The sequence below is a fragment of the Pseudomonadales bacterium genome (assembly GCA_024234615.1).
GTDB lineage: Bacteria > Pseudomonadota > Gammaproteobacteria > Pseudomonadales > IMCC2047 > JAJFKB01.
Genome location: JACKNY010000001.1, coordinates 1,301,749 through 1,318,285 on the forward strand (window position 1 = coordinate 1,301,749; position 16,537 = coordinate 1,318,285).

The window sequence follows — 16,537 nt, forward strand, 5'->3', positions numbered from 1 at the left end:
CAGCTAAAAGCGCTGCTTTGCAGCAACGCTGCCCATTCACTAAGCGTTAGGCAGGAGGAGGCTTTGTGGAGGAAAAAATCGATAAGAGCTTCATTTGGTTTGCATTATTTTTTGTCGGCTTAGCGCTCAGCGGATATCAAGGATTTCAAATATACCAACTATGGGATAAGGGAATTACAAAAGAGGGCAAGGTCGTTTCAAGTTATAGCTTATTTGGTAAAAACGAAGGGTGCAGGGATAACAGATATGGCAATGCGATGGAGTGCAAAATCATTTATGTTGATGTAGGAAACGTGAATGTTGCTGCTGAAGTTTCCGTAGCGGGTAAATATGATTTAGGTGAAACGCTTAAAATCACTTACCTTCCCAGAAATTATAAAAAGAACACACTTTATACATTCGATTATAAGGCTAACCGAATTCTTCAGTTTTTCGTGGGTGTTTTTCTAAGTGCTATAGCGATTTATTTATTCAAAAGAAACTTGGATAAGGAAATCGCAAATGCCTAAAAATCTTGCTAACGGGACCGAAGGGGTCCTGTTAGCTGGCTGTTAGCTATAAAAAATGCAGAGAGGTGCAATGGAAACTGTAGATAAAAGGTTTGTATTAGTTGCTGATAATGGTGACAGACTATATCCGTATAAAAAGGCTCAGAAAAGTACAGGTCGCTATGGCTTCGCTCTCACAAAGCCAGGTGAACAAGATCGCCATGGGCAAGGCACGTACACCGACAGCGTTGATGAAGTAATCCAGCGTGTTGTTAACGATGGCTGGAGCGTCAGGGTAAAAACCACCAACAAACCGGATAGGCAGCGTGAGGGTACACTAGGAATAAATAAGCGCTCAGTACATGGCTACGAGGTTGATGAAGAGTTCGAGCATTTGGTTCAAGCGGCTGTAAAAAAGCCTCTTTCAATTTCAAGAACACAGAAACAATCGGCTGCTAATTCAATATCTACCTCGGAAGTGCCACCAAGCAATAAAGAACACCCGGTAGATGAGGTGACCTACAAGGCTATAAAAACGAGGCGTGGCCAGCCCGAATTCCGCCAAGCTTTGCTCTCAATTTTCGGCGGTCGCTGTTGCATTACAGAGTGCTCCATTGAAGGAGTTTTAGAGGCAGCACATATTGTTCCTCATTCCATTGACACCAACTACTCTGTAACTAATGGCCTGCTATTAAGATCAGATATCCACACACTATACGATCTAAATTTAGTCGGAATTGACAGAGATGGAATAGTGTTTGTTTCTTCCACTCTGAAAGAAAGTGAGTATTGGGTATTTCACGGTCATGTTGTCCTGGATAGCATTCCGGTAACCATGTCGGAGAACTTGGAAAAACGCTTTGATGCTTTTGAGAAAAATAGCTAACATCTATATGACCGCCCCTCGTCAATAGGCAAAACGAGTTTTTAAACCGGCGTCAGCCGGTTTATTCTTTTTCTTATCCTTTGATCTGTTGTCTCTACTGCCGACCCATTTATTGTCGTTCTACAGGTGTGCCTGCGAACAAACATCTATCGAGCATCTACCTGGCGCAGACCGTTACTTCGGTTGCATCGAAAGAAGGCGAGGGTCAGGTCTTTGATTTATGATCGAGGAGTCAATGGTTATGTTGAGTAGCTTGAAGAAATGGAGGAGGTGATCAAAAATCAAAGACCTGTCCCCGTATTCCGTATTTGCTCATGGTCGCCTAATGTGTGGCGTTAAATGCCTGTAATAGCAAAATCTAAAGCGGCTAAAATTTCTGATCGAAAATGGTTAAGCGTACCAATAGGGTTTTTCAGTTTGTTACGGGGTATAGAGGCAATTTGGGGCGTAAGAATAAGAAGTTTTTCACCGTTATACTCGATGGAGGGGGTAAGCTTCCCTAAATTTTCATTTTGAAAGTATTTGAGCCGACCGAGCGGAAGTACGATTCTTGTGCCTATGTCAGAAATATAATCGTGCTGAATATCTAGAATAAAGGGGAAAAGTCTTTTGTGTAGCTTTGCTGGGGTTCTTATATACGTCAAATTGCGCCATTAGAAGGCTCTATATTCATCGCCAAAACAGCCGTACTCTTCTACAAACTGATTGTAGGCGTTTATTCCTGCTTTATGCTCGTTTCTCCATTTTTCGGCTTCTTTTTTAGAGAGTTCATGAGTTAAGGCTTGCTCCAGGGTGGCGGATAAATTAATGTGCATTGAGCGAGATTTGATTAATAAGTCACTGTTTATGCTGAGGTTAGTCGCTTTTTTAGGGGCGTTTTGATCAAAAAGTGATTGCATGTCGTAGCTCCTATGTTTGTGCGCGTTAGGGTGCGCATTGATATGTTAGGGTACTTCTTAGCGGTTTTCAACCAAATTGAAATGGTGAATTCAAGTCACAAGAATCGATGGCAAAATTGATTGATTTTGCCTTCTCTATCGGATTCAAGTAGCAAGTGCACCTAAAATATTGGAGCCTGCTGTTTCACTCCTTTTGATTCCCCGATTAAGGCTATCGTCTGATCGGGAGGGAGTGGCTCAGACGCTTAACCACTGCAAGGATATTTGATGAAGTCCGCAGCTTATACAAAATCTGAATATTACGGGTATGCCGCAGGTTCGGTGATTCTGGGAGGGTTGATCCTGGCTCCCTTTATGTCTTTTTATATCTCCAGGCTGGTGCCACTGGAATTCCCACCCTCTTTTTCTCAGATACTTTTTGCGTCATCCATCCTGAGTATCCTGCACGTCGGATCAATTGATCGTGTTTCCGGAGAATTCAACTTCACCTACTTTTTCAAAATGTTGATCTTCTTCAACCTGATGGCCCTAGTGGCCTATTTTGGTGGCGACGGCAGGGAAAGCGCTGTTTTGCTGGTGCCGGGGGTATTAGTCATAGTCGTGTATTGGGTCTGTGGTGAGTTCACCCTGGCTTTAACTCGAACCTTGGTGAACAAGGAGGGTAAGGACTCCAGGAGGGCAGAGGTACGGAAAAACCTGAAGCACTTTGGTGCCGGTGTTGGTTTGTTGATTGGTTTTGTTGTGGTTAGTAGTTTTTTTGTTGATGCGGAACAATTTTTTAGCAGCGATAGTAAACCGATATTAGTACGGGTGTCTTTTGCAAATGACTTGTCCCGACCGGAAGTCCTGTCGTTGTATCAGCGGATGGAGCGTCAAGCTCTCAGCATGAAGGAAGTTAGCGCAGTTAACGCAAGGGTGGGAAAGGCTCCGAACCCGCAAGCGGACATAGCGCGACTTTACCGCGCAGAATTCTTAATAGAAGTCAGCTTGCATGAGGAATGGCAAACCAGGGCGGCTAAAACAGCGTTGTCGGAAAAGCTGCTTGGGTTATTTCAGCATCCCGCTACACAAAGCCGACTGGTCACAAACATCGAGCCGTTAATTCCAGAACCATCGTCTTCTGCCCATAGGGAACTCAGGTTTAGATTGAATCAAGAGGTTGTCAGGAAGTTAAATATGAATGAAGCTTATGCGCGTGAGGAGGTGGCGTCATTGCTCCGGCTCGCGCCAGCAGGCGTTCGGTTTGCTGAGCTAATGGATTTAAAAATACTCACTCAAGATGGACTAGTCATCCCGATAAGGAAGATTGGTGATTTTGAACAGGTTGAAGTGGACATCGATTCAGCAAAGCTATTGCCGGGTAGTTGGCAGCCCTTTGCTTTAACTAATGATCAATCCCGCAGCTATTTAATCGAAGTTTCTCTCGGCAGAATCTATCAGTACGGGCTCACAATTTCCGAGGTTGAGCGGAAAGTTAATTTATTTGTAGATAGCCTTCCCGCTGGATTTGATGAGCATTCCCTGAGTGACATGACGCTAATCCAGGACGCCGAAAGCAGCTTGCGGCTGGGAGATATTGCCAGAGTGGATCAGGTATTAATGCTCGAAAACCCCAAAGGAACGGGCGAGAAGGGATACCGAATTCAATGGTCGCATGAATCCAAATACTGATTGCCGGAATCGATGGGTCAGGCTTGATTGATTTTTCCTGCTCTTTACAAAAAGGTGTCACCTATTAAATATGAGTAGACCCGGTAACTACTCTTAAGGCAGTATTATTTGGACATCTACAATTTTTTATACCCAGGGTTAGAGAAGGATTTAATCTACTCAGCCCTTGAATAAAGCGGTAAGCTAAACTTTATGGAATTACCTGCAATGCTTGATGCTCATGGCCTGGCTGTCCTTCTCCTGGTGGGGATTGCTCTGGTGTTGTTTACCCGCGAGCGTATTCCTCTTGAAACAGCCAGTTTGGCAGTGTTGGTGCTGTTGATACTCGGCTTTGAATTTTTTCCTTATGGCGTCGGGGACGAGCAGATTCATGCGATAGACTTCTTTATGGGCTTCGGGCATGAGGCGCTGATCGCTGTTTGTGCCTTGATGATTGCCGGACAAGGTCTAGTGCGCACGGGTGCGTTGGAGCCGGTGGGGCGTCAACTGGCGCGGTTGTGGTCGGTTAGTCCTATGTTGTCGTTGCTGTTGACCCTGCTAGTGGGGGCTTTTCTGAGCGCCTTTGTGAACAATGTCCCCATTGTGGTTCTGCTGTTGCCTATCCTGGTGAGTGTTTCCCTGCGCAATAATCGACCGGCATCGCAGATACTCATGCCGATGGGGTTTGCGACCTTGGTTGGGGGCATGAGTACCACGATAGGCACCTCGACCAATCTGTTGGTGGTCTCGGTGGCGTCCGATATGGGATTGGCACGCTTCAGCATGTTCGACTTCTTTATTCCGGCGGCCATTGCCGGTGGGGTAGCGATTCTTTTCTTGTGGCTGGTGGCACCCCATATGTTACCTCGACGCGAGACCTTGATGGGGGATACTTCACCGCGCGTTTTTACGGCGCAATTGAATGTGGATGAGGAGAGTTCAGCGGTAGGCAAAACCTTGGCCGAACTGAAAGATATCGCGGGAATGAATCTGCGGGTGTTACAGATTCACCGAGATGGGGGCGTGGTACTAATCCCTTTTCCCGATGTCATTATCAAAGCGGGTGATCGTCTGAGCGTAAAAGATACTCCGGACAACCTGAAGGAAATGGAAACCGTTCTGGGGGCAAAACTTTATGTCGGCGACAAGCGGGTGGATGAGGAGCACCCGTTGCAAGATGAGCATCAACAACTGGCCGAGGTTGTTGTGACGCAGGGATCAGTATTGGATAGAACAACCTTATCCAGACTCCGCTTTGCCGAATACTACCAGCTGATGACCTTGGCAGTGCACCGTGCTGGCGCTGAAATTCGCAAGGAAGTTGGAGAGGTGATCCTTACTGTCGGCGATGTGCTTTTGGTGCAAGGCAACCGTGAACAGATTGCCAAATTGAAGCGCAGCGGAGAGTTATTGGTGCTCGACGCTACCAGCGATCTTCCCACCACAAAACGAGCATCACTGGCGTTGCTGATCATGGCAGGCATTGTCGGCGTAGCGGCGATCGGGTTGCTACCTATCGCGGTTAGTGCAACTTGCGGCGTACTACTGATGATCATTACTCGCTGCCTGAGCTGGAATGATGCGGCCCAAGCGCTTAACACACAAGTGATTCTGATCGTGGTGGTGAGTCTCGCCTTGGGTATGGCACTGTCCAAAACCGGCGGTGCGGAATATTTGGCTCAACTCTTTGTCGGTATGAGCGCCGGCAGCTCTCCGGTCGTCATGCTGAGTGGCTTAATGCTACTCATGGCCATATTGACTAACATTGTTTCCAATAACGCCGCTGCGGTGATTGGCACTCCGATTGCCATCAGTATTGCGCAACAATTGAGCCTTCCCGCGGAACCCTTCGTGCTGGCGGTATTGTTCGGTGCGAATATGAGTTACGCGACCCCCATGGCCTATAAAACAAATTTGCTGGTCATGAGTACGGGGGGTTATAAGTTTACTGATTTTGTTCGAGTGGGTGTCCCGCTGACCCTGATTGTCTGGCTCACTCTCTCTTGGACGCTACCCATGATTTACGATATATAGCATTGAAGAGTTTTTGGGGGAGCTTAAATACGATTCCTTTTACCATTCTGTGATAACAGGCTTTTCAAGAAAAACGTTAAGTGTGATTCATCTATGACACCACTTGCTAATAGATGGCATCACGCTTTGTCTTTCATACTCCGATAATCCTGGGGCGCACAGAGAAAATGTTCTTTAAAGGTTCGGCTGAAATGTGATGGATTACTAAACCCCCAACGATAAGCAATCTCAATTATCTTCATATGATCCGCCGAGGGGTTGGCGAGATTCCGAGCCACTTCTTCCAGCCTGCGGTTAATAACGTATCTTGAACAGGTCAGCCCTTCCTTTTCAAACAGTAGGCGTAAATATCGAGGGGAAACGCCATTGCTATTGGCAATGGTGGCAGGGGAAAGCATGGGGTCCGCCAAATGATGTTCGATGTACATCTTGATACGTTGCATATGGCTGGCTCTGACAGAAGATTCCGCAGCATTACCTGTCGGGCTGATCATTTGCAGTTGAGTGGCCAGTAGGGATAGCACACTTTTGCAAATATTGATGTTTTGCTGTGGCGTATCAATATGCTGTTTGTTTTGCCAAAGTCTTACCAGCAAGCTATAGATAGCGGCCCCCAGCTGCTCGTCGCCGGAAATTTTACGGCCGATAATGTCCTGTTCTGAGCCGCTAAAATATTGATGTAATATTGAACCAGGAATACGCAGAACGAGCATCTCGATGGGTTTGTTAAATAATACGGAATAGGGGAATTTGCTGTTACAAAGCGTGAAGTCGCCCGGTTTTAAATGGGCCTCTTGGCCATTCTGGCGGTTCATACTTTCGCCACTCGCCTGGACATGCATCATATAGACATCATCGTTTGATTTAGCGACCTGCCATTTTGAGTGATGAACATCCGAAGGGTCGCAGCACACTTTTGAAATTTGGATACTACTTAAATCCCAGGTTGTTAGTTCGCCGCGATAGGTGCTGTTATCGCTGGTGTTGCACTCAAGCTGAATAAACTCCTTACAAATCAATTCGTTCCAGAACTCGAATTGCTGTTTTTTATGTATGTCATGAGTGCGGTATGTTGTAATGCTCATCGGTGCCCCTCTTGCTGTTTGCGGGCTGTGGAGCAATATTGGCTCCGCCCGTCTCCTTTCGTCGCCTGTTAGAAATCCAGCTTTGGTGAACAGAATATCATAGAAAATTTGGAGATTAGTGTATTTCGCATGCCCAGTGCCATTTTGGTAAATCTTTCTTGCCGTTCTCGACAAGAACCATTTTAGCGCAAATGGTTTAATCGTTAAGTAAAAAAATATCCGGTCAAAGGCTAAATTCCTGGCCGAGGTTAAATAACTAAAACGGAGGATAAGGGCATGGTTCAGAGTCGATCTGATGACCAACCACAGATTTTTATAAAGAAAAAGCTGGTTTGCGGTGTGGTGACGCTTGTTTTTGGTTTACCTATTTATCAACCGCTAACTTTAGCAGCGGAAAGGGTGGGTATCGAAGAAATTACAGTGACCGCACGAAAACGTGAGGAAAGTTTGCAAGATGTACCTATCGCGATATCGGCCTTTTCAGGTGATGCGCTAAATAAAAAAGGTGTCACCAATATTGCGCAAGTCGCGGATTATACCCCAGGCTTGGAGATGGATTCGACAGCGGCTATTAGTGGTAGCTCGGCGGCATTAACCACCTTTATTCGTGGCATCGGCATGAGCGATTTCTTACTAACCATCGATCCTGGTGTTGGCCTTTATGTGGATGATGTATATGTGGCTCGGTCCGTTGGTGGTTTGGTTGACCTCTTGGATATTCAGCGGGTGGAGGTGTTGAAGGGCCCCCAAGGTACGCTCTTTGGGCGCAATACTATTGGTGGAGCTGTCAGCATCGTTTCGAAAGATCCGGGCGACCAGTTGGCGGGCTCTTTGGGGTTGACACTGGGAACAGACAACCGGCTGGATATGCGTGGTAAGGTTGATGTGCCGCTGACAGATAAATTGTTGAGCTCACTTTCATTTTCGTCGAAGACTCAGGATGGTTATGGTAAACGCCTACCGTTTCCCAGCGACTATATACCACTCTCGGTTCCCGCAGGAACAGCACCAAACGCCTTCGGTAACGGTGAACTATATGGCAATGGTGATGACCTGGGAGAGGTCAACACACAATCAGCCAGGGTAAAGCTGTTTTTTAATGACGATCAATTCCAGGCTCGCTTTGCGGTCGATATAACGCGTGCCCGGGAGACTGCACCAGTGTCCACTTTATTGGGTTTTGCGCCGACGTACGGTACTGGTGCTGCCTTGGCTGATGCCCACAATGCTTTTGCCACAGGTGGTGCGGCACCGGCAAATCGACTGGTGTATGATGAGCGCTGGATCACCGGTAATGAGCATACGACCTACGGTAATGCGCCGTCTCAATCCGATTATGATTTGTTTGGTGCTGCCTTGACGCTGAACTGGCAATTTGATGCGGTGGATGTTAAATCCATTACTGCCTACCGTGACTTGGAGTCAGATTTCGGTCGTGATGGTGATAGTTCACCGATTATTCTCGACCACACTAGAAACACCTACGAGCATGAACAGTTTTCACAAGAGTTTCAGATTACCGGCTCGCTGCTAAATGACAGAATGAGTTGGTTGGGCGGTGTCTATTACTTTAAGGAGGAAGGATCGGATCGGGTTCAGGTGCCGCTCGGCCTGGAAGTTGACCTTGCTCTGGCAGGCGCGCCGGGTACAGTTATCAACCTTTGGCTCGATGAGTTGAATGATGTGGAGAATACTTCCAAAGCGATTTTTGCTCAGGCAAGTTATAATTTTACCGATAAGTTAAGCGCCACTTTTGGCCTTCGTCATACCAAGGATGATAAGCGTTATAGCCCGACACACGTTACTCAAGGCCTGAATCCTGTTGCGTTGCTGATTGATGACGAGAGCGTTGAGTTCTCTGACACCTCGCCAAGATTCAGCATCGATTATCGTTGGAGTGACAGTGTCTTCACGTACTTCTCCTATTCAGCCGGATTTAAGTCGGGTGGATTTACCGGTCGAACCGTTGACCCGAAAGATGGCGCGCGTCCATTCGACCCGGAAGAGGCGGAAACACTGGAAGTCGGGGTTAAGCTTGATTACGATAGAGTTCGTATTAACGCGGCGCTCTTTAGCACCGATTACACTGATCTGCAGATAATCAACCAGGAGGGTATTACACCCATCACAGTCAATGCGGGTGAGTCGGAGATAAAAGGCCTTGAACTTGAAATCATGGCGGTGCCGACCGATAACCTGACGCTGATGTTTAGCTACTCTTATCTGGATGCGGACTACACAGAAATCTCCGACCCTAATGCGACCATTACGGAAGACTTTGAGTTCGCGAATACGCCTGAAAATTCTTTTAATTTTTCAGTGGATTACATCATCGACCTGAACTCGGGCGCTGAGTTGTTATTACGTGCCGATTATAACTGGAAAGACGACCATTTTAACGATGCCGAGAATACGCAATTGCTTGCTCAGGACTCTTTCGGTCTGCTGGGCATGTCGGCCTCCTATACGTCACCGAAGCATTGGAAGATTATCGCTGGCGTAAAAAATGCTACGGATGAAATCTTCCTCTATTCAGGGTTTAGTCAGCCGGGTGTTGGCTTTGTTGAGGGCAGTTATAGTCGCGGCAGAGAATATTACCTGACCACCGAGTATCACTTCTAAAACATAGCGATGCCCCTTATTGGCTGCCAAGTGATTGGCAGCCTTTTTTATGACTTAAAACTATGCGGTAGTTCCCGCAGAATCAGTGATCCTTTGAGCGATCTTCAAGTAAATGGAAAGGGCTTAATTCTATGACCAACCGGAACAGCAAGCAGCCACTAGGGGTTCTCTTAGTATTTGCCATTACGTCGGTGATAGCCGGCTGTTTGCCGTTAGAAAATAAGACGGATGTCATTCAGCAAAAAGGAGTCATTAGTCTAAGCCCTCAGCCGAGACTGGCCGATGCGGAGCATGAAACGGGCAATTGGCTGAGTCATGGGCGTACCTACGCTGAGCAACGGTATAGCCCTCTGCATGAAATAAACCAAGAGACTATCGGTGAATTAAAACTGGCCTGGTACGTTGACCTGCCGGGAAAACGCGGGCAAGAAGCTACCCCCCTGGTTATCGATGGCGTCATGTACACCACCTCCGCCTGGAGCCACGTGTTAGCACTGGAGGCAGCGACCGGCGAGCAACTTTGGCATTTCGATCCGAAGGTGCCTAAGTCTACCGGTGTGAAGGGTTGTTGTGATGCGGTGAACCGTGGCGTTGCCTTTATGGATGGCCGTATTTTTGTCGGTACGCTGGATGGCCGTTTAATTGCCTTGGATGCTAAAACCGGCGACCAACTTTGGTCCACCATCACCGTGGATCAGGAAAAAAATTACACTATCACCGGCGCTCCCAGAGTTGCGAATGGCAAAGTCTTTATTGGTAATGGTGGGGCGGAATATGGCGTGCGCGGTTATCTTTCCGCCTATGATGCCAATTCGGGTGACCTAGTGTGGCGGTTTTACACCGTGCCCGGCGCGCCGGGTGAGCCAGTGGGTACAGAGCCTGTTGAAGCACAGACGGCTACCTGGAATGGCAATTGGTGGAAGTTCGGAGGTGGCGGTACAGTTTGGGATTCGATGGCCTTTGACACGGAGACCAACCTGCTTTATTTCGGGGTAGGAAATGGTAGCCCCTGGAACCCCAACATTCGCACCGCCGGCGCAGGCGATAATCTGTTTTTATCATCAATTGTTGCGGTTGACGCAGATACCGGTATCTATCGTTGGCATTACCAAACAACACCTGGCGAAGCTTGGGACTTTACCGCAACTCAGCATATGATTTTGGCAGATATGGACATCGCCGGAAAGCCACGCAAAGTGCTGATGCAGGCACCTAAAAATGGGTTCTTTTATGTGCTCGACCGGATCAGCGGTGAACTGATATCTGCGGAGCCCTTTGTCAAAGTCACCTGGGCGAGCCACGTCGATAAAATCAGCGGACGCCCGGTAGTAAACCCAGAAGCTGAATACTGGAAAACTGGTAAGCCAGCATTGGTTTCACCGTCCTGGATGGGCGGCCATAACTGGCACCCGATGTCCTATAGCAGCGATACCGGGTTAGTCTATTTCCCCGCGCAGGAATCCGCCTTTCCCTATTTGGCCGAGGATGAACAAACACCTTCCAAGCTGGCAGTTAACTTAGGCGTCGATACCAAAGTGGCCAGCTTTCCAGATGATCCGGCAGTGATTGCTGCCATCAAAAAAGCGACCTCAGGTCGTTTGGTGGCCTGGAATCCGGTTACGCAGAAAGAAGTTTGGCGTGTAGAGTACCCCGGTGCCTGGAATGGCGGTGTGCTGACAACCGCAGGAGAACTCGTTTTTCAAGGCAGTGCGACGGGCTTTCTGAATGCTTATGCAGCAAAAGACGGGCAAAAACTCTGGGAGTTTTCCGCGCAAACAGGCGTTGTCGCGCCGCCCATAAGCTTTGAAGTCGATGGCGAACAGTACATAAGCGTGAGTGCTGGGTGGGGCGGGATCTTCCCCTTAATGACCGGTCCCTTGGTGCTAGATGCTGCCGCTGGTGATCCCATCAACAGAAGTAGAATTTTAACCTTCAAGCTGGGTGGAACTGCGGAATTACCCATGGCGCTGGAACAAATGCGTGATATGCCTGACCTATCCAAAGTTAAATTAGATGCCACGATGGTTGAGAAGGGTGTTGCCGTTTATGATCGCTATTGTGTTAATTGTCATGGCGCTGGTGCCGTGGGTGGCGGTGTTATTCCGGATCTTCGTTATTCGGCTATGTTATCGGCACCGCAGGTATGGCAGCAGGTTGTTTTGGATGGCATTCTCAGCGACCGCGGTATGGTGAGTTTTGCTGCTGAGCTGTCATCGCAAGATGCTGAGGCAGCTCGCCATTATGTCATCACAAGGAATCAATTCGCACAAAAAATTGGAGATACTAAGCGTTTAAGTCGTTAAGTTTAAACCGAATATCAAGGCATCTATATCTTGCCGGGTAGGTCTTGCCTTTTGTCATTGCCGGTTTGAATTATGCCACGGACCTGTGCTGGGTAAAGATGCTTAATGCTGAAAAAGAATGAATACCTTTGAGGTCTAAACGTGTTTCTCGAAGCATAAAAAAATCCGGTATTCGTTCATGAATACCGGATTTTTTAAGGTCTAGCCCAAGCTGCAATACCTAAATGAACAGCATTACCACAATGTTGGCGGGGCTATTTTCAATAGTGCGCCAGGTTAGAACTGATTCATGGTGTTGTCTTTGCCGCCAGCTTTCAGTGCGGCTTCACCCGCAAAGTAGCCTTTGTGGTCGTCACCAATATCAGAGCCTGCCATGTTTTGGTGCTTGACGCAGGCAATCCCTTGACGGATTTCCTTGCGCTGTACACCTTCTACGTAACCTAACATCCCTTGCTCACCAAAATATTCTTTGGCTAGGTTGTCAGTGGACAAAGCAGCAGTGTGGTAAGTCGGCAAGGTGATTAGGTGATGGAAGATACCGGCTTCACGAGCGGAATCGGCCTGGAACGAGCGAATCTTATCGTCGGCAACGGTTGCTAATTCTGTTTCGTCGTATTCGACGTTCATCAGGTCAGCACGGTTATAGGCTGACACATCTTTACCGGCTTCGCTCCAGGCGTCGAATACCTGCTGACGGAAGTTCAAAGTCCAGTTAAAGGATGGGCTGTTGTTGTAAACCAGCTTGGCGTTCGGGATCACTTCGCGGATGCGGTTTACCATGCCGGCAATTTGGCCGATATGTGGCTTTTCGGTCTCGATCCAGAGTAGATCGGCACCGTTTTGTAGTGATGTGATGCAATCCAGTACGCAGCGATCTTCACCTGTGCCTTTGCGGAACTGGAATAGATTGCTTGGCAGGCGCTTGGGACGCAGCAGCTTGCCATTACGATTAATGATGACGTCACCGTTGTTCATATCTGCTGGAGATACTTCCTCACAGTCGAGGAAAGAGTTGTATTGGTCACCCAGGTCATCAGGCTGATTGGTCACAGCGATTTGCTTGGTCAGGCCCGCACCCAGTGAATCAGTACGAGCTACGATAACACCATCATCAATCCCTAGTTCAAGGAATGCGTAGCGTATTGCCCGAATCTTCGCCAGGAAGTCTTCATGAGGGACGGTAACCTTGCCGTCCTGGTGACCACACTGCTTCTCGTCTGATACTTGGTTTTCCAATTGAATCGCACAAGCTCCTGCTTCGATCATGCGCTTAGCGAGTAAATAGGTGGCCTCAGCATTACCAAAACCAGCATCGATATCCGCTATTATGGGTACGATGTGAGTCTGAAAATTATCAATCTTATCTTGTGCTGCTGCGGCCTTAGCAGAATCACCGGCTTGATTAGCAGCGTCCAGTTCGCGGAACAAGCCGCCTAGTTCACGAGCGTCAGCCTGACGCAAGAAGGTGTATAGTTCTTCAATGAGTCCTGATACTGACGTTTTTTCGTGCATAGATTGATCAGGTAAAGGGCCAAAGTCAGAGCGCAATGCTGCGATCATCCAGCCGGAAAGATACAGATATTTTTTGTTGGTAGTATTGAAATGTTTCTTGATAGAAATCAGTTTCTGTTGACCGATAAAACCGTGCCAACAGCCCAGTGATTGGGTGTATTTGGCACTATTCGCGTCATACTCGGCCATATCTTTGCGCATAATGCCAGCAGTGTACTTGGCGATATCAAGACCGGTTTTAAAGCGGTTTTGGGCGCGCATTCTCGCAGCATACTCTGGGCTTATCGCAGCCCAGGTACCGCCCTGTGCTTCTTTCAATGAAGCCACCGAGTCGATGTCGTTTTGGTAATCTGACATTTTATAATCCTCAATCTAGTAGTGATGTTTACGCTAACGTTTATTGGGGAAATAACGTTGCTTTGTTAGTTGGAGGTCTATCATAGAGAGCTATCGACTATAAAAGAAATAAATGCTAATTATTTTAGCTATTCGCGCGGTGAATATTTTGCCGGAATCGGAATTTTTTAGTGCGTATTTCAACAGGTTATGAGATGATTTCGCAAACTTATACTTTCTGAATTACTATAGCTAACATGAATGTATCCCGTATTGATCTAAATTTACTTGTCTATTTTGATGTTCTGTTGCGTGAACAGAATGTGACTAAGGCAGCGCACCAGCTGGGAATTACGCAGCCAGCGATGAGTAATGGTCTGCGCCGTTTGAGGGAACTGTTTGGTGATCCATTGCTGATTCGTACCAGCGAAGGGATGACGGCTACAGAAAGAGCGCTGGAATTGCAGCCGCTGATTCGTAATGTGTTGGCGGGAGTTGAAAAAGCGATTCAGCCGCAGGGAGTGTTTGATCCCGGTGTCAGCGACCGTACCTTTCGTGTGATGGCAAGTGATTATGGCGAATCCACTCTGCTACCCGCAGTATTGGGTAAATTGCGTGAACAGGCCCCCGGTATCACGCTTGATATTTTAACACCAAGCGATGTGGGCTTTCCCGATTTGGAGCAGGGCAAGGTTGATATGGCCATCAATCGGTTCAATGAATTACCTTTATCCTTCCATCAAATCACTCTATGGCAAGACAGCTTTGCCTGTCTGATGAGCGCTGATAATCCGGTGTTAGAAGATTTTACCCTCGATAATTATCTCAAAGCGCATCATATCTGGGTTAGCAAAACAGGTATGGGTGTTGGGGTCGGCATGAACCCACAGGATAATCAGCGCTTGGGGCGGGTTGATGAGGCCCTGACTAAGCTGGATAAGAAACGTAGAATTAGTGTGTTTACCCGGCATTACCAGGTGGCACGATTGCTGGCAAACCAGAAGGATTTAATTGCGACGCTGCCAAGGAAAGCTGCGGAATTGGAGCTTGATAACCCCCGTCTGGCGGTGCGGTCACCACCCTTTGAGATTCCCCCCTTCAATCTAAAAATGGCCTGGAGTCCTTTGTTGCAGCAGAATCCGGGGCATCAATGGCTGCGTCGATTAATTGTTGATGTGGCGCGTGAGATTTCGGGGGATATCTAAAATCTTACTTTAGGTTAGTTCTCTTCTGCAGGAGAAGGGGCATCCTTTCTCCTGCAGCGAGTGTGTTTGGAAGGTATGGTCAAAAGCCAGGGTGAAGACAAATTAAATGTTATCTGCCTGCGTCACTGCGTTGCCGATATAACTGCTTGGTTTGAGCGTTTTCAGTTGTGCTTTTGCGTTTTCGGGAATCGCCAGCTTATCAATAAAGTCGTGCAGTCCTTCCTGAGTAATTCCTTTGCCACGGGTTAACGCTTTTAATTTTTCATAAGGTTCCGGCACATTGTAGCGACGCATCACAGTCTGTACCGGTTCGGCTAGAATTTCCCAACAATCATCCAAATCCCGGTTGATTGTTTCGGAGTTGAGTTGTAGTTTGCCAATCCCCTTGAGGCTGGATTCATAGGCAATCAGACTGTGGCCAAAACCCACGCCAAGGTTGCGCAGCACGGTCGAGTCAGTTAAATCGCGCTGCCAACGGGAGATCGGCAATTTAGCCGCTAGGTGATTAAAAACCGCATTGGCGATACCGAGATTGCCTTCAGAGTTTTCAAAATCAATGGGGTTTACCTTGTGCGGCATCGTCGAAGAGCCTACTTCCCCCGCGATAGTTTTTTGCTTGAAATATCCCAGCGAAATATAACCCCAGATATCGCGGTCGAAGTCGAGCAGGATGGTATTGAAGCGCGCTACGGCATCGAACAGTTCGGCAATATAATCGTGGGGTTCGATTTGCGTGGTGTAGGGGTTCCAGCTTAGGCCTAAGTGGGACACAAACTTTTCCGCAAAGGCCGGCCAATCAATTTCCGGGTAGGCGGAGTAGTGGGCATTATAATTGCCCACTGCGCCGTTTATTTTTCCTAATAGCTCAACCTGTTGGACTTGCTTTAATTGACGTTCAAGCCGATACGCGGTATTTGCCATCTCTTTGCCCATAGTGGTTGGAGAGGCTGGTTGACCATGGGTACGTGACAGCATAGGTTGCTTGGCGTACTGCTTGGCTAAGGACTTGATGGCATCGACTATTTGCTGCATCAACGGCAAGGCGACGCTCAGGCCGTCTTTGAGCATTAGCGCATGAGCGAGGTTGTTAATATCTTCTGAAGTACAGGCGAAATGTACAAATTCACTGACAGCTAACAATTCCGGCAGGTTTTTTTGCTGCGCTTGAAACTGTTCCTTGAGGAAATATTCCAATGCCTTGACATCATGGTTGGTGGTGCGTTCAATTTCTTTGATACGCTCGGCATTAGCCAGGTCAAAATGCTCGACTAAAAGATTGAGATAATCCTGCGCCTGGGTGCTGAATTTGGGAACCTCTACGATTTGTTCGTGTTCGGAAAGCTGTTGCAGCCAGCGCACCTCGACTTCAAAGCGGCAGCGCATTAGGCCAAATTCGCTAAAAATCGGGCGTAAAGCCTGAGTCTTGCTTGCGTAGCGCCCATCCAGCGGAGAAACGGCGGTAAGGGAAGTTAATTCCATCGATGAAATCCAGTCAGTTTGCGGTTAAGAAAGGGCTG

General features: G+C 47.7%; 11 protein-coding genes and 1 pseudogene. 7 read left to right on the forward strand and 5 right to left on the reverse strand.

The window, feature by feature from the left end; genetic code table 11:
• The first annotated feature begins 65 nt into the window (after positions 1-65).
• Both H6995_06005 and H6995_06010 read left to right on the forward strand, forming a co-directional pair.
• On the forward strand, positions 66-509 hold the full coding sequence (locus H6995_06005; GenBank protein ID MCP5214541.1) for a hypothetical protein: 444 nt from the start codon (positions 66-68) through the stop codon (positions 507-509).
• A 70-nt stretch (positions 510-579) separates the two neighbouring features.
• On the forward strand, positions 580-1,374 hold the full coding sequence (locus H6995_06010; protein MCP5214542.1) for an HNH endonuclease: 795 nt from the start codon (positions 580-582) through the stop codon (positions 1,372-1,374).
• Between the two features lie 335 nt (positions 1,375-1,709).
• On the opposite strand, the pseudogene H6995_06015 reads toward H6995_06010, so the two are convergent.
• Both H6995_06015 and H6995_06020 read right to left on the reverse strand, forming a co-directional pair.
• Positions 1,710-2,028 (reverse strand): annotated as a pseudogene (locus tag H6995_06015) (CcdB family protein).
• Positions 2,028-2,273: a type II toxin-antitoxin system CcdA family antitoxin gene (locus H6995_06020; protein MCP5214543.1), complete on the reverse strand. Its 246-nt coding sequence runs from the start codon at positions 2,271-2,273 to the stop codon at positions 2,028-2,030. The pseudogene H6995_06015 and the gene H6995_06020 overlap by 1 nt, the downstream one beginning before the upstream one ends.
• 267 nt (positions 2,274-2,540) lie before the next feature.
• Here H6995_06020 and H6995_06025 point away from each other — a divergent pair, with 267 nt between their 5' ends.
• Entirely contained in the window at positions 2,541-3,944 is a 1,404-nt protein-coding gene (locus tag H6995_06025; protein ID MCP5214544.1) for a hypothetical protein, read from the forward strand.
• Between the two features lie 192 nt (positions 3,945-4,136).
• Entirely contained in the window at positions 4,137-5,957 is a 1,821-nt protein-coding gene (locus tag H6995_06030; protein ID MCP5214545.1) for an SLC13 family permease, read from the forward strand.
• A gap of 119 nt (positions 5,958-6,076) precedes the next feature.
• On the opposite strand, the gene H6995_06035 is transcribed toward H6995_06030, so the two are convergent.
• Positions 6,077-7,042 carry a helix-turn-helix domain-containing protein gene (locus H6995_06035; protein MCP5214546.1) on the reverse strand — a complete coding sequence of 322 codons (966 nt, stop codon included), beginning with the start codon at positions 7,040-7,042 and terminating at the stop codon, positions 6,077-6,079.
• A 276-nt stretch (positions 7,043-7,318) separates the two neighbouring features.
• Here H6995_06035 and H6995_06040 point away from each other — a divergent pair, with 276 nt between their 5' ends.
• A complete protein-coding gene (locus tag H6995_06040) occupies positions 7,319-9,664 on the forward strand; it encodes a TonB-dependent receptor (GenBank protein ID MCP5214547.1) in 2,346 nt (781 codons plus the stop codon).
• A gap of 131 nt (positions 9,665-9,795) precedes the next feature.
• A complete protein-coding gene (locus H6995_06045) occupies positions 9,796-11,967 on the forward strand; it encodes a PQQ-dependent dehydrogenase, methanol/ethanol family (protein MCP5214548.1) in 2,172 nt (723 codons plus the stop codon).
• Positions 11,968-12,243: 276 nt separating this feature from the next.
• Here H6995_06045 and H6995_06050 read toward each other — a convergent pair whose 3' ends face one another.
• Positions 12,244-13,836, reverse strand: coding sequence for an isocitrate lyase (locus tag H6995_06050; GenBank protein MCP5214549.1), 1,593 nt, complete (start codon positions 13,834-13,836; stop codon positions 12,244-12,246).
• Between the two features lie 236 nt (positions 13,837-14,072).
• On the opposite strand from H6995_06050, the gene H6995_06055 reads away from it, so the two are divergent.
• Positions 14,073-15,020 carry a LysR family transcriptional regulator gene (locus H6995_06055; protein ID MCP5214550.1) on the forward strand — a complete coding sequence of 316 codons (948 nt, stop codon included), beginning with the start codon at positions 14,073-14,075 and terminating at the stop codon, positions 15,018-15,020.
• A gap of 102 nt (positions 15,021-15,122) precedes the next feature.
• Here H6995_06055 and purB read toward each other — a convergent pair whose 3' ends face one another.
• Positions 15,123-16,499 carry an adenylosuccinate lyase gene (gene purB, locus H6995_06060; GenBank protein MCP5214551.1) on the reverse strand — a complete coding sequence of 459 codons (1,377 nt, stop codon included), beginning with the start codon at positions 16,497-16,499 and terminating at the stop codon, positions 15,123-15,125.
• Positions 16,500-16,537: the final 38 nt, after the last annotated feature.

Bases quoted from the DNA above. Each gene is read 5' to 3' on its own strand.
- H6995_06010 (MCP5214542.1), top strand. From the start codon at position 580: ATGGAAACTGTAGATAAAAGGTTTGTATTAGTTGCTGATAATGGTGAC.
- H6995_06020 (MCP5214543.1), bottom strand. From the start codon at position 2,273: ATGCAATCACTTTTTGATCAAAACGCCCCTAAAAAAGCGACTAACCTC.
- H6995_06025 (MCP5214544.1), top strand. From the start codon at position 2,541: ATGAAGTCCGCAGCTTATACAAAATCTGAATATTACGGGTATGCCGCA.
- H6995_06030 (MCP5214545.1), top strand. From the start codon at position 4,137: ATGGAATTACCTGCAATGCTTGATGCTCATGGCCTGGCTGTCCTTCTC.
- H6995_06035 (MCP5214546.1), bottom strand. From the start codon at position 7,042: ATGAGCATTACAACATACCGCACTCATGACATACATAAAAAACAGCAA.
- H6995_06040 (MCP5214547.1), top strand. From the start codon at position 7,319: ATGGTTCAGAGTCGATCTGATGACCAACCACAGATTTTTATAAAGAAA.
- H6995_06045 (MCP5214548.1), top strand. From the start codon at position 9,796: ATGACCAACCGGAACAGCAAGCAGCCACTAGGGGTTCTCTTAGTATTT.
- H6995_06050 (MCP5214549.1), bottom strand. From the start codon at position 13,836: ATGTCAGATTACCAAAACGACATCGACTCGGTGGCTTCATTGAAAGAA.
- H6995_06055 (MCP5214550.1), top strand. From the start codon at position 14,073: ATGAATGTATCCCGTATTGATCTAAATTTACTTGTCTATTTTGATGTT.
- purB (MCP5214551.1), bottom strand. From the start codon at position 16,499: ATGGAATTAACTTCCCTTACCGCCGTTTCTCCGCTGGATGGGCGCTAC.